At 60.8% G+C, this 13,071-nt stretch carries 13 protein-coding genes; 9 read left to right on the forward strand and 4 right to left on the reverse strand.

Annotation, left to right across the window (positions count from 1 at the left end):
* The first annotated feature begins 118 nt into the window (after positions 1 to 118).
* On the forward strand, positions 119 to 583 hold the full coding sequence (locus AADJ04_RS07115) for a MaoC family dehydratase (protein ID WP_341239193.1): 465 nt from the start codon (positions 119 to 121) through the stop codon (positions 581 to 583).
* Positions 584 to 668: 85 nt separating this feature from the next.
* Here AADJ04_RS07115 and AADJ04_RS07120 read toward each other — a convergent pair whose 3' ends face one another.
* Entirely contained in the window at positions 669 to 986 is a 318-nt protein-coding gene (locus AADJ04_RS07120) for a DUF4148 domain-containing protein (protein ID WP_341239194.1), read from the reverse strand.
* A 213-nt stretch (positions 987 to 1,199) separates the two neighbouring features.
* Here AADJ04_RS07120 and AADJ04_RS07125 point away from each other — a divergent pair, with 213 nt between their 5' ends.
* Positions 1,200 to 2,165 (forward strand): LysR family transcriptional regulator, encoded by a 966-nt coding sequence (locus AADJ04_RS07125; protein ID WP_341239195.1) that lies wholly within the window; start codon positions 1,200 to 1,202, stop codon positions 2,163 to 2,165.
* Positions 2,166 to 2,171: 6 nt separating this feature from the next.
* On the opposite strand, the gene AADJ04_RS07130 is transcribed toward AADJ04_RS07125, so the two are convergent.
* Positions 2,172 to 2,666, reverse strand: coding sequence for a tRNA (cytidine(34)-2'-O)-methyltransferase (locus AADJ04_RS07130; RefSeq protein WP_066785534.1), 495 nt, complete (start codon positions 2,664 to 2,666; stop codon positions 2,172 to 2,174).
* Between the two features lie 37 nt (positions 2,667 to 2,703).
* Positions 2,704 to 4,524, reverse strand: coding sequence for an ABC transporter transmembrane domain-containing protein (locus AADJ04_RS07135; RefSeq protein ID WP_341239196.1), 1,821 nt, complete (start codon positions 4,522 to 4,524; stop codon positions 2,704 to 2,706).
* A 320-nt stretch (positions 4,525 to 4,844) separates the two neighbouring features.
* Between AADJ04_RS07135 and AADJ04_RS07140 the strand changes: the two genes are divergently transcribed.
* The 5 genes from AADJ04_RS07140 to AADJ04_RS07160 all read left to right on the forward strand — a co-directional run bounded on the left by AADJ04_RS07140 (position 4,845) and on the right by AADJ04_RS07160 (position 9,546).
* Positions 4,845 to 5,615, forward strand: a complete 771-nt coding sequence (locus tag AADJ04_RS07140; RefSeq protein ID WP_066693352.1) for an ABC transporter ATP-binding protein — start codon at positions 4,845 to 4,847, stop codon at positions 5,613 to 5,615.
* Position 5,616: 1 nt separating this feature from the next.
* Positions 5,617 to 6,342 carry an ABC transporter ATP-binding protein gene (locus AADJ04_RS07145; protein ID WP_341239197.1) on the forward strand — a complete coding sequence of 242 codons (726 nt, stop codon included), beginning with the start codon at positions 5,617 to 5,619 and terminating at the stop codon, positions 6,340 to 6,342.
* A 56-nt stretch (positions 6,343 to 6,398) separates the two neighbouring features.
* Positions 6,399 to 7,595 (forward strand): ABC transporter substrate-binding protein, encoded by a 1,197-nt coding sequence (locus tag AADJ04_RS07150; RefSeq protein WP_044398007.1) that lies wholly within the window; start codon positions 6,399 to 6,401, stop codon positions 7,593 to 7,595.
* A gap of 65 nt (positions 7,596 to 7,660) precedes the next feature.
* On the forward strand, positions 7,661 to 8,545 hold the full coding sequence (locus AADJ04_RS07155; RefSeq protein WP_341239198.1) for a branched-chain amino acid ABC transporter permease: 885 nt from the start codon (positions 7,661 to 7,663) through the stop codon (positions 8,543 to 8,545).
* An 11-nt stretch (positions 8,546 to 8,556) separates the two neighbouring features.
* Positions 8,557 to 9,546, forward strand: coding sequence for a branched-chain amino acid ABC transporter permease (locus AADJ04_RS07160; protein ID WP_066693358.1), 990 nt, complete (start codon positions 8,557 to 8,559; stop codon positions 9,544 to 9,546).
* 38 nt (positions 9,547 to 9,584) lie between these two features.
* Here the strand turns inward: AADJ04_RS07160 and AADJ04_RS07165 are convergent, their stop codons facing one another.
* Positions 9,585 to 10,076: a ComF family protein gene (locus AADJ04_RS07165; RefSeq protein WP_338071819.1), complete on the reverse strand. Its 492-nt coding sequence runs from the start codon at positions 10,074 to 10,076 to the stop codon at positions 9,585 to 9,587.
* 277 nt (positions 10,077 to 10,353) lie between these two features.
* On the opposite strand from AADJ04_RS07165, the gene AADJ04_RS07170 reads away from it, so the two are divergent.
* Positions 10,354 to 11,250, forward strand: coding sequence for a methyltransferase domain-containing protein (locus AADJ04_RS07170; protein ID WP_066693369.1), 897 nt, complete (start codon positions 10,354 to 10,356; stop codon positions 11,248 to 11,250).
* A 650-nt stretch (positions 11,251 to 11,900) separates the two neighbouring features.
* Complete coding sequence (gene coxB / locus AADJ04_RS07175) at positions 11,901 to 13,070, forward strand: cytochrome c oxidase subunit II (RefSeq protein ID WP_066693372.1); 1,170 nt, start codon at positions 11,901 to 11,903, stop codon at positions 13,068 to 13,070.
* Position 13,071 lies beyond the last annotated feature (1 nt).

Genomic DNA, 13,071 nt, shown 5'->3' on the forward strand with positions numbered 1-13,071 from the left:
GGTGGCTGGACGCCTGGTGGGGTGTCTGACCGCCTGAGCTTCACCCGCGCCCCAAGGGTGGCACGTCCTGTCACGTGCCGGACAAGCCCGCCCCCCGGCGCGGCGCTACATTGGGGCGATGAAAACCTTCCGCTCTTACACCGAAGTCAGCGCTTGCGTGGGCCAGGAAGTGGCCGTGACCGACTGGATCACCATCACGCAAGAGCAAGTCAACCTTTTTGCCGACGCCACGGGCGACCACCAGTGGATCCACGTGGACCCTGAGCGTGCCAAGGCCGGGCCTTTCGGCGCGCCCATCGCGCACGGCTTTCTCACGCTGTCGTTGATTCCCAAGTTCTTTGACCAAGGCATCGCCATCGAGGGCGCCCGCATGGGCGTGAACTATGGGCTCAACCGCGTGCGCTTTACAGCCCCCGTGCCAGTGGGCAGCCGTTTGCGCGCCCGGCTGCTGCTGCAGGCTGCCGAGCGCATTGAGCCCGATGGCGTGCAAATGACCTGGCTGGTGACGGTGGAGCGCGAAGGCAGCGACAAGCCCGTGTGCGTGGCCGAGTCGCTGGCGCGCAACTATGGCGCTGCGGCCTGACTATCTCTTTTCTCTTCACACAAGCAAAAAGGCCTGCCGGGAGCAACCCCGGCAGGCCTTTTTTGATGGGTGGCGCCTGGCTTATTTATTCAGCAGCAGTGCTGCGGCCCGACTGGGAGGCGGCTACCGAATTCTTGCCTGCATCGGTGCCGGCCGTGGCCGTGACGCCTTGGATGTTCAGGGGAGCGGGCACGTTGTACCACTCACCGTCACGGGGCAGGGTGCCTGCGGCGCGGGAGGCCACCAGGTCGGCCACCACGGCTTCACGGGTCAGGGAAGAGTGGGTCTGGTTGGTCAGCGGGTAGCTGTTCCAGTCGCCATCGCGGGTCACGGCGGAGTCAGCCTGGGCGGCGAAGGCGCTGAAAGCGAGGGCGGCAACGGCGAGTGTGCGGTACGAGTTCATGAAAATTCCCTTTCAAAATTGAGCTTTTCTCAAGGCCTGCCCCGGTACACCATGTGCCGGTGGGCCCCTGCCTCGGTGAGTGTCCCTGGCGGCATCGCTCATCGATGGGGTGAACTTTATCTAGGGTTTTCCCTTTGAAAAATAGCATGCACGGCAATTAATCATTCCGAAAAAAGAAACAATCAAAAAGAATGCTGATGAATAATTGCCCAAATGGATAGACTTTTGACCATGCGGGTGTTCCAGACCGTTGTTGATGAGGGCGGTTTTGCGGCGGCCGCCCGTTTGCTGGAACTCTCGCCCCCGGTGGTGACCCGGCTGGTGGCCGACCTGGAGCAGCACCTGGGCACGCGCTTGCTGCAGCGCACCACGCGCAAGCTGGCGTTGACCGAAGCGGGAGACGCCTACCTGGCCCGCGTGCGGGCCATCCTGCACGAGATTGAGGACGCTGAAGCCGCCGCTGCTGCCAGTACCCGCGACTTGCGTGGCACCGTTCGTGTGGTGGCGCCGCCCGTGGTCGCCACGAATTTTCTTGCCCCCATGCTGAGCCATTGGCACGCGCAGCAGCCGCTGCTCATGCTGGACATCGACATTGATCCCTACGCTTCAGCGCGCGTGGACGAATTCGATGTGACCTTCATGGTGGCCGCCGAGGGGTTTGATGCCAACATCGTGGCCCGGCCGTTGATGCAGGGTGAGTCGATCGTGGTCGCATCACCCGCCTACCTGGAGCGAAAAGGCCTGCCCCTGCAGCCGCAAGACCTGGAGCACCACGACTACCTGCGCGATTCCAGCGTGGCCCGCGTGCATTCTGTGGGGGGGCGCAAGCTGCGCCTGTTGAGCGACGACGGACAGCGCCCCGCGCAAGATGTGGATGTGCCGTCGGTGGTGTTGCAATCCATCAGCACCGAGGTGCTCATGCGCGCCGCGCTGGATGGCATGGGCGTGGCCGTGGTGCCCCGCTTGCTGGCGCAGGAGCACCTGGCGCGCTCTGAGCTGGTGCATTTGCTGCCAGGGTGGGTCTTCGCCCGCTACACGGTGTATGCGGCGCTGCCATCGGGGCGCATGCTGCCCGCCCGCACCAAGGTGTTTCTCGACTTTCTGAGCGAACGGGTGCAGGAATTGGTGCAGCAACGCAAGCTGGCGCAGTGCTGCCCTGGCATCGACACCGTGAGCTGATGCCCGTCAGGCAGGGGTCTTTCCAGAAGAGGGATCGGGCATGGCAAAGTGGTTTTGCCGCCAGGCCTCAAACACGGTGACCGCCACGGCGTTGGAGAGGTTGAGGCTGCGCTGCCCCGGCACCATGGTCAGGCGCAGGCGTTGGCCAGGGGCGAAGCTGTCGCGCAGCTCAGGCGCCAGCCCGCGCGTTTCAGAGCCAAACACCAGCCAGTCGCCCGGCTGAAACGCCGTGTCGTGCACGCCGCGCGTGCCGCGCGTGGTCAGGGCAAACATGCGGGTGGGGTCGGGCTGGGCCTCGCTCAAAAACGCAGCCCAGTTGCGGTGTTTGATGACCTGGGCGTACTCGTGGTAGTCCAGCCCCGCGCGGCGCATGAGCCGGTCTTCCATGGAGAAACCCAGTGGCTCCACGAGATGCAGCGTGCAGCCGGTGTTGGCTGCCAGCCGGATCACGTTGCCGGTGTTGGGGGGGATTTCGGGCTCGACAAGAACAATGTGGAACATCCCGCTATTGTCGTTGCCGCAGCGCCGGTTCCCGGCTTTATGCGGTGAACTGCAGCTGCGCCAGCCGCGCGTACACGCCCTGGGCCGCCATCAGGGTGGCGTGGGTGCCTTGCTCGACGATGCGGCCATGCTCCAGCACCACGATGCGGTCGGCGTTTTGCACCGTGGCCAGCCGGTGGGCAATGACCAGGGTGGTGCGCTGCCCGGTGTGGCGCTGCATGGCGGTGTCCAGCGCGGCCTGCACCATGCGTTCGCTCTCGGCGTCCAGCGCGCTGGTGGCTTCGTCCAGCAACAGCAGCGGCGGGTTTTTCAAGATGGCGCGGGCGATGGCAATGCGCTGCTTTTGCCCGCCAGACAACCGCACGCCGCGCTCACCCAGGAAGGTGTCGTACCCCTGGGGCAGGGCCATGATGAAGTCGTGGGCAAATGCCGCCTGGGCGGCGGCGTGGACTTGCTCTGCCGTCGCGCCAGGGTTGCCATAGCGGATATTTTCGAGCGCGGAAGCGCCAAAAATCACCGCGTCCTGGGGAACGGTGGCAATGTGGCTGCGCAGCGTGGTGAGGGCGATGTCCCGAATGTCCACCCCGTTGAAGAAGATGCCGGAGCGCCGGGCCTGCCCGGCAGGTCGCTCAATGTCATAAAAGCGTTGCAGCAACTGGAAAACGGTGGTTTTGCCGGCGCCACTGGCACCCACCAAGGCCACGGTCTCCCCTGGGGCCAGGGTGAGTGAGAAATCCTCCAGTGCGGGCCTGTCAGGCCGCGAGGGGTAGCGAAACTGCACCGAAGCAAACTCTACCGCCAGCCCCAGGCCCGTGGCCGGCAGTGGCACGGGGCTGGCGGGTTCTGCCACCGGGGATTCACTGGCCAGCAGTTCCATCAGGCGCTCGGTAGCGCCTGCGGCGCGCAGCAGGTCGCCATACACCTCGCCCAGCACGGCCACCGCGCCAGCCAGCAGCATCACGTACACCACCGTTTGCCCTAGGTGCCCTGCGGTCATTTCGCCCGCCAGCACGGCCTGCGTGCCGCGGTACAGGCCCCACAGCAGCAAGGCGGCGTTGGCGATGATGATGAAAGCCACCAGCACGGAGCGTGCGCGGGTGCGCTGCACGGCGGTGGAAAACGCACTTTCGGCTGCCGTGGCAAAGCGCGAGGCTTCGCGCTGCTCGGCCGTGTAGCTTTGCACCACCGGAATGGCGTTGAGCACCTCGGCCGCGATGGCACTGGAGTCGGCCACGCGGTCCTGGCTGTCGCGCGAGAGCCGCCGTACGCGCCGGCCAATCCACATGGCGGGCAGCACCACCAGCAGCACAGCCAGCAACACCACCGACATCACATAGGGGTTGGTCCACACCAGCATGCCCAAGGCGCCGATGCCCATCACGGCATTGCGCAGCCCCATCGACAGCGACGAGCCCACCACGGTCTGCACTAGGGTGGTGTCGGCGGTCAGCCGTGAAAGCACCTCGCCGGTTTGCGTGCTCTCGAAGAACTGGGGACTTTGGCGCAGCACATGGCTGTAAACCGCCTGGCGCAGATCGGCCGTGACCCGCTCGCCAAGCCAGCTCACGGCATAGAAGCGGGCGGCGGAAAACACGCCCAGCGCCACCGCTACCAGGAACAGTGCACCAAAGTGCTCCCGCAGCGCCATGGCCTGGCCGGCTCGATCTGCCGAGACCAGCCCGGTGTCAATCAGATTGCGCAGTGCCAGCGGAAACGCCAGCGTGGCCAGTGCCGCCATCACCAGGCAGAGCAGAGCCCATGCAATGCGCGCTCTGTAGGGGTGAAGGAAGGGCAGCAGCCCGGTCAGTGAGCGGGGTTTGCCACGCGGGCTGGGGGTGTCGGGGCGGGGTGAGGGCATGGCGTGAGAGGGTTTTGAAGGCGGGGGTCACAGGCCCGCAATACGCCCATGGTAGGGCTTGGAGCGCCTGGTGCTGGCAATTGTTTGTGAGTGGACACATTGCGGCTTGGCATAGGCATTACTACATAGGCGTTAGTACATAGGCGTTAGTACATAGGCGTTACTACATAGGCGTTACTACATAGGCGTTACTACATAGGCATTAGTACCAGTACCTGCGAAGGTCTGTCCAGACATACGATGCAGGCCAATAGACCGGTAGATCGCCTGCGTTAGTGCAGGCGAATTTTCTTCCCGCACCACGGAGTGAACCAGGCCCAATGAGTGACGTGATCCTTAAAACACAAAGCCTGACCAAAGAGTTCAAAGGCTTCACTGCTGTCAGCAACGTGGACCTGGCTGTCCGCCGGGGCTCCATTCACGCGTTGATCGGACCCAACGGAGCGGGCAAGACGACCTGCTTCAATCTGCTCACCAAGTTTCTGGTGCCCACATCGGGCTCGATCCAGTTCAACGGGCACGACATCACGGCGGAGGCGCCCGCGCAGATTGCGCGCCGTGGGGTCATCCGATCCTTCCAGATTTCGGCTGTCTTCCCCCACCTCACGTTGATTGAAAACGTGCGGCTGGGTTTGCAGCGCAAGCTGGGCACCTCCTTCCACTTCTGGCGCAGCGAACGCAGCCTGCGCCAGCTGGACGACCGCGCCATGCAATTGCTCACCGAGGTGGGGCTGGACGACCTGGCGGATGAAGTCACCGTCAACCTGCCTTACGGCCGCAAGCGTGCCCTGGAGATTGCCACCACGCTGGCGATGGAGCCCGAGCTGATGCTGCTGGACGAGCCCACCCAGGGCATGGGGCACGAAGACGTGGATCGCGTCACGCAGCTGATCAAAAAAGTGTCTGCAGGACGCACCATCCTGATGGTGGAGCACAACATGAAAGTTGTCTCCACGATTGCCGACTGCATCACGGTGCTGCAGCGCGGAGCGGTACTGGCCGAAGGGCCTTATGCCGAGGTATCAAGCAACCCCCAAGTGATGGAAGCCTACATGGGTACGACTGACGGTCAACTGCAGGGAGCGCACTGAGATGGTCTCTCCCACATCGAAAACGCCCGCGCTGGAAATCCGTGGCCTGCAGGCTTGGTACGGTGAATCGCATGTGCTGCATGGCGTGGATATCGTCGTGCAACCCGGTGAAGTGGTGACCTTGCTGGGCCGCAATGGCGCTGGCCGTACCACCACCATGCGCGCTGTCATGGGGTTGACGGGCGCCCGCAAAGGCTCGGTCAAGATCAACGGCGTGGAAACCGTGGGTTTGCCCACCCACCGCATTGCCCATCTGGGCGTGGGCTACTGCCCTGAAGAGCGCGGCATTTTTTCCAGCTTGTCTTGCGAAGAAAACCTGCTGTTGCCGCCTGCGCTCAAGACGAGCACACCGGGTATGTCGGTGCAAGAGATTTATGCCATGTTCCCGAATCTGGCGGAGCGTCGCAACAGCCAGGGCACCCGGCTTTCGGGCGGTGAGCAGCAGATGCTGGCAGTGGCGCGCATTCTGCGCACCGGTGCCAACTTGCTGCTGCTCGATGAGATCTCCGAGGGCTTGGCTCCGGTCATCGTCCAGGCGCTGGCCCGAATGATCACGACGTTGCGCCAAAAGGGCTACACCGTGGTGATGGTGGAGCAGAACTTCCGTTTTGCTGCACCTTTGGCTGATCGCTTCTATGTCATGGAGCATGGCCGCATCGTTGAGCAGTTTGGTGCTGCTGAGCTGGAGCAAAAGATGCCTGTGCTCACCGAGCTGCTGGGCGTTTGATCTCTCAGCAACCGTCCGTTCGTTTTCGTTTCATCACACCCACAGGAGACAGATCCATGAAGAACAAACTCACAGTGCTGGCCCTCATGCTCGGCGCAGCTGGCCTGGCCACTTCGGCCGCACACGCTCAGGAAAAGGTCAAGATCGGTTTCATCACAGACATGTCCAGTCTGTACTCCGACGTGGAAGGCAAGAACGGCGCTCTGGCCATCCAGATGGCCATCGACGACTTTGGTGGCAAGGTGCTGGGCCAGCCCATCGAGATGATCTCGGCGGACCACCAGAACAAGGCCGACATTGCTGCCTCGAAAGCGCGTGAGTGGGTGGACACCCAAGGCGTGACGATGCTGTTTGGTGGCACCAACTCTGGCACGGCCCTGGCCATTGCCAAGGTGGCAGAAGAGAAGAAACGCGTTTACTTCAACAACGGCGCTGGCTCGTCGGCCCTGACCAACGAACAGTGCACCCCCTACACCGTGCACTATGCCTACGACACCGTGGCGCTGGCCAAAGGCACGGGCTCTGCGATTGTGGACGGGGGCGGCAAGAGCTGGTACTTCCTGACGGCTGACTATGCTTTCGGCCAGGCACTGGAAGCTGATACGACAGCGGTGGTGAAGGCCAAGGGCGGTAGCGTGGTCGGCTCGGTGCGCCATCCTCTGAATGCCTCTGACTTCTCGTCCTTCCTGCTGCAGGCGCAAAACTCCAAAGCCCAAATTCTGGGCCTGGCCAATGCGGGCGGCGACACCATCAACGCCATCAAGGCGGCCAAGGAATTTGGCATCACCAAAAACATGAAGCTGGCTGGTTTGCTGATTTTCATCAGCGACATCCACAGCATGGGTCTGCGCAACACCGAAGGTCTGCAGTTCACCACCAGCTGGTATTGGGACCTGAATGACGATACCCGCAAGTTTGCGGCACGCTACTTCGAAAAGACCAAGCGCATGCCCGGCGAAATCCAGGCGGCTGATTACTCCGCCACCATGACCTACCTGAAGGCCGTGGCTGCCGCGAAGACCACCGATGCGGACAAGGTGATGGCTGAGCTCAAGAAGATGAAGATTGACGACTTCTTCGGCAAGGGCCAGATCCGCGCTGACGGCCGTTATGTGCACGACATGTACCTGATGGAAGTGAAGAAGCCATCTGAGTCGACCAAGCCTTGGGACTACTACAAGATGGTCAAGAAGCTTCCCGGCGAAGCGGTGTTCACCACCAAGGCCGAGAGCAAGTGCCAGCACTGGAAATAACCGCTCGGCTGTAACGCTTTACACGCCTTTGACCTGATCTCTACTTATCACCAGCGCAGCATCCCATGGAAATTTTCGGTGTCTCACTGCCAGGCCTGCTTAGCCAGCTCCTATTGGGGCTGGTCAACGGGTCTTTCTATGCCATCCTAAGCTTGGGCCTCGCGGTCATCTTCGGGCTGCTCAACGTGATCAATTTTGCGCACGGCGCGCTGTTCATGATGGGAGCGCTCATTACCTGGATGGCCACGACCTACCTGGGTATTGGGTACTGGTGGATGCTGCTGCTGGCGCCGCTGGTGGTCGGGATCTTTGGCATCGTGATCGAGCGCACGCTGCTGCGCTGGATCTACAAGCTGGACCATCTCTACGGCCTGCTTCTGACGCTGGGGATCACCTTGCTGATCGAAGGCGTGTTTCGTTCCATCTACGGGGTGTCTGGCCTCGGCTATGACACGCCCGAACTGCTGGAAGGCGCTACCAATCTCGGCTTCATGATCATGCCCAACTACCGTGCCTGGGTGGCCGTGGCGTCGGTGGTGGTCTGCATTGCGACTTGGTACGTGATCGAGAAGACCAAGCTGGGTGCATACCTGCGCGCTGGTACCGAGAACCCTCGCTTGGTGGAAGCCTTTGGTGTGAATGTGCCAGTGATGGTGACTTTGACCTATGCATTCGGTGCCGCATTGGCTGCGTTTGCAGGTGTGCTGGCCGCTCCGGTTTATCAGGTGTCGCCACTCATGGGGCAAAACCTCATCATCGTGGTGTTCGCGGTGGTGGTGATTGGCGGCATGGGCTCCATCATGGGTTCGATCCTGACCGGGCTCGGCTTGGGTGTGATTGAGGGCTTTACCAAAGTGTTCTATCCCGAAGCATCGTCCACTGTGGTGTTCGTCATCATGGTGATTGTTCTGCTCATTCGCCCCGCCGGCCTGTTCGGCAAAGAGAAATAAGGGGCTACACCATGAACTCAAAAAGAATCACCAATGTGGGATACGGCCTGCTGTTGCTGGGCCTGGTTGCAGCACCTTTTGTTGGTGCGTATCCCGTGTTCGTCATGAAGCTCATGTGCTTCGCCCTGTTTGCCTGTGCATTCAACCTGCTGCTGGGCTACACCGGGCTTCTCTCTTTCGGCCACGCGGCCTTCTTCGGTGGCGCCGCGTACGTGGCTGGTCACGCGATGAAAGTCTGGGGGCTGACCCCTGAAGTCGGCCTGTTGCTGGGCACCTTTGGTGGTGCCTTGTTGGGGCTGATCTTCGGCTGGCTTGCCATTCGGCGTCAGGGTATCTACTTCTCGATGATCACCCTGGCCCTGGCGCAGATGCTGTTCTTCGTCTGTCTGCAGGCGCCTTTCACCGGTGGTGAAGATGGTCTGCAGGGCGTGCCACGTGGCAAGCTGCTCGGCCTGATTGATCTCCAAAACGATGTGACCATGTATTACGTGGCCCTCGTGATCGTGGTGGCGGCTTTCTGCCTGATTGTGCGTACCATCCATTCGCCCTTCGGCCAGGTGCTCAAAGGCATCAAGGAAAACGAACCTCGTGCCATCTCGTTGGGGTACGACACCCATCGCTACAAGCTTCTGGCGTTCGTGTTGTCGGCGGCGATTGCCGGCCTGGCAGGCTCGTTGAAGACGTTGGTCTTGGGCTTTGCCACACTGTCTGATGTGCATTGGACAGCATCGGGGCAGGTGATCTTGATGAACCTGGTGGGCGGTCTGGGCACCCTGTCGGGACCTCTGGTGGGATCGGCCGTGGTCGTCCTGCTGGAGAACAAGATTGGTGAGCTGGGCAACTTGCTGGCCATGATGACCAGCGTGGAGTGGTTCAAGACCCTGGGTGAGTCGGTTACCGTGGTCACCGGTCTGATCTTCGTGGTGTGCGTGCTTGCATTCCGCCGAGGCATCATGGGCGAGATCATTGCCCTGCAGGCTCGGTGGCGCAAAGGAGCTTGAGGCAAGTGCGGCTCCCCGCGCTAGAGCGGGGGGCGTGCTCAGTCTCTTTCGGTGCGAGCAATCACCATCGCAGTGATGTGCTCGACACCCGCAGCGCGCAAGGTGGCGGCTATGGAGTTCAGCGTGGCGCCCGTGGTCATCACATCGTCCACCAGGATCACCCGCTTACCTTTCAGTTGCGAAGAGATGTTTGGTTCCACCATGAATGCGTTGCACAGGTTGTTCAAACGCTGAGATCGATTCAAGCCGCTTTGCGCGGCAGTGTCATGCAGGCGCAACAATGCATGGGGGTTGGCTTTTTCTGGAGCCAGCGCATGCGCGATCAGCGCAGATTGGTTGAACCCCCGTTCGCGAAGCCGTTGCCGAGACAGCGGAACGCAGAGCACTTCATCGGCCTGAGCGATAGCTACTTGCGCCGCTGGGGCTCGGTGCAGCAAAGTCGCCAAGGTGGCAGCCCAACCAGGATCTTCCTGAAACTTCAGAGCCTTGATGGCTTGTGCCCAGGGGTACCCATAAGACACGGCAGCCACACAGGCATCCAGATCCGGGGGGCGAAGCAGGCAATCACCGCACACTTCCATTGGCTCGGGCACCTCCAGTGCACAGCGTTTGCAGCGGTTGGTAGGTTGCACAAACCGTGCCACACACGAACTGCACACCCTTTGCGCAGGCCACGCATGGCACACCGCGCATTGGCTGGGTATGTGCTCCAGCCAGTGCGATACGGAGCGGAAGAGACCTGACATGCGCCCGAAATGCATGCAATCAATATACTCGCCTGCCCTTTGATCAGGTCTGCGAAGCCCCATGCCTACCGAGCGTCCACCCACAATCGACCCCATCGCCGCAGCTCGCTGGCACGAGAGCGCCCCCGCCTTGTCCCCATGGCTGCATGAGGAGGTCGCGCGGCGTATGGAGGACCGGCTTCAGTGGATTCGTCAGACGCCCGTAGCCTGGTGTAACTGGGAGGCAGTTCGAGGCGGCCTTGAAGGGCACGCCCTGGTAAGCGCACGCTATCCCAAGGCCCGCTGCTTTGTGGTGGAGACCACCCGCAAGGCGCGCGAAGCTGCCTCCCAATCCCTCAGCAAACCGTGGTGGTCGCGCTGGACGGGTGAGCAGGTGCGTCTGGAGATGCCAGACGAAGGTGCGGTACAAATGTTGTGGGCCAATATGGCCTTGCATATGGTGGCTGACCCCCAGGCGTTGATGGCGCAGTGGCACCGTGCGCTCGCTGTGGATGGCTACCTCATGTTTTCCTGTCTTGGGCCCGACACTGCCAAAGAGTTGCGGGCGGTTTACGCAGACATGGGTTGGCCGCCCGCAGGGCACGCCTTTACCGATATGCATGATTGGGGTGATATGTTGGTTCAGGCGGGTTTCGCTGAGCCCGTGATGGACATGGAGCGCATCACGCTCACGTTTGCCACGCCCCAACGCCTTTTGGAGGAGTTGCGTGAGCTGGGGTGTAACCTGCACCCGGACCGTTTTGCCGCATTGCGCGGGCGGGCGTGGCGCGAACAACTGTACAAGGCCCTTGAGCAGCGCCTGATAGACGGAAGTGGCTCGGGGCAGCTTTCCTTGACCTTTGAAATCATTTACGGCCACGCATTCAAGCCTGCGCCACGGGTACGCGTTAGCTCCAGCAGCGCAGTTTCCTTGAATGACATGCGCGCCATGTTGCGTAATGGCCCTGCTCGTGGATAACTCCTAGCTTTCGTGTCAATGATATAGCGCAAGGCGCGCTACAATTCTGGGTGCTGTGATGTGGAATTTTGGGCGTTTCTTCGCACACCCCAAAGGGTCAAACCTCGGGTTGGTTGCGTAGTAGCGATGCGGTTGGTGGCTTGGTATTGGTCCCGGTGCTTCGCTGGTATGCGGGCTCAAGCGCCTTTGTGTGATGGTCCGGGCAGATGCCAAAACTCTCGAAGGTGATGCAGCTCGATGTGCAAATGATTTCTTCGGCCGGCGAGCTTGAGTGCGACGTTTCGCTAGTCCATCCGCATCTCAGGAAAGTGCTGTTGTCGGAATCGCGTTTGCCATGTACGGTCTTCGTCTGGCTGGCGATATAAAAATTTGCCGCAAGGTTCGTTGTTGCGGTGTAGCTGGAGACGGCGGGTGGTTATCAGCAGGCTGGGTTTATTGGGTGGCGGTTCATTTCATCACCTGATTCGGTGCGCAGCCTCTTGTGATCTTTTCGGCGCGAGGTAGTTCAGTGGGTTTGGTTGTTTTTTACTTCCAGGCTCACGCAACGGACGGTCTCGTTGTTCGAAGCCTGCACGACCTCGCGCGTCGCCTGACCCCATGCAGGCGCTGCGGGGATTGGTTAATTTGAGGCTTAGAAGTAAATGAGAACTATGAAGAGCATTTCCAATAAGTTGGCTTCTCTGCTGCTGATGGCCGGTGCATGGCTTGGGAGCGTCGCCCATGCCGTTCAGGACTTGCCCGGAGGCCCTGCGGTCAACCAACTGAACCTGGCCCCGCCAGTCACCAAAATTGCGGAAGAGCAGCACTTTCTGCATTGGATGATGCTGATCATCTGCACGGTGATCTTCATTGCTGTGTTCTCTGTGATGTTCTATTCCATCTGGAAGCATCGCAAATCCAAGGGCGCAAAGTCTGCCAACTTCCATGAGTCTGTGACGGTGGAAGTCGTCTGGACCATCGTCCCCTTCATCATCGTCATCTTGATGGCATTGCCCGCCACCAAAGTGCTGGTAGCTCAAAAAGACACTACCAATGCCGACCTGACCATCAAGGCTACTGGCTACCAGTGGAAGTGGGGCTACGACTACCTCAATGGAGAGGGTGAAGGGTTAGCCTTCATTTCCACCTTGGACAGCAGCCACCGCACCATGTCGGACAGCGGCAATGTGTCCCAGGCCCCCGTCGATTACCTGCTCAAGGTAGACAACCCGATGGTTGTGCCTGTGGGTAAGAAAGTTCGCATCATTACTACCGCTAACGATGTGATCCACGCCTTCATGGTGCCTGCTTTTGGTATCAAGCAAGACGCGATTCCCGGCTTTGTTCGTGACACCTGGTTCCGTGCGGAGAAGATTGGCGACTACTACGGTCAGTGTGCTGAGCTGTGCGGCAAGGAGCACGCCTACATGCCCATCCATGTGAAGGTGGTTTCGGCGCAAGACTATTCCGCATGGGTTGAAGACCAGAAGAAGAAGGCTGCCGCCAAGCTCGACGATCCTGCGAAGATCTGGACTATTGCAGACATGCTCAAGCGCGGTGAAAAGGTCTACGCAGCCAACTGCGCCGCCTGCCACCAAGCCAATGGCAAGGGTGCTGGTCCGATCAAGCCTCTGGATGGTTCCGCCATCGTGCTGGACGCCGATCACGCCAAGCAAATTCAGATTCTGCTGAATGGAGCAGCCAACGGCGCCATGCCAGCTTGGAAGCAACTGAGCGATACGGACATTGCAGCCGTGACCACCTACACGAAAAACACGTGGTCCAACAAGACGGGTCAACTGGTGCAGCCCGCAGAAGTCGTGGCCCAGCGCAGCAAGTAAA

This window comes from uncultured Acidovorax sp. (genome assembly GCF_964021665.1).
Taxonomy (GTDB): domain Bacteria; phylum Pseudomonadota; class Gammaproteobacteria; order Burkholderiales; family Burkholderiaceae_C; genus Acidovorax; species Acidovorax temperans.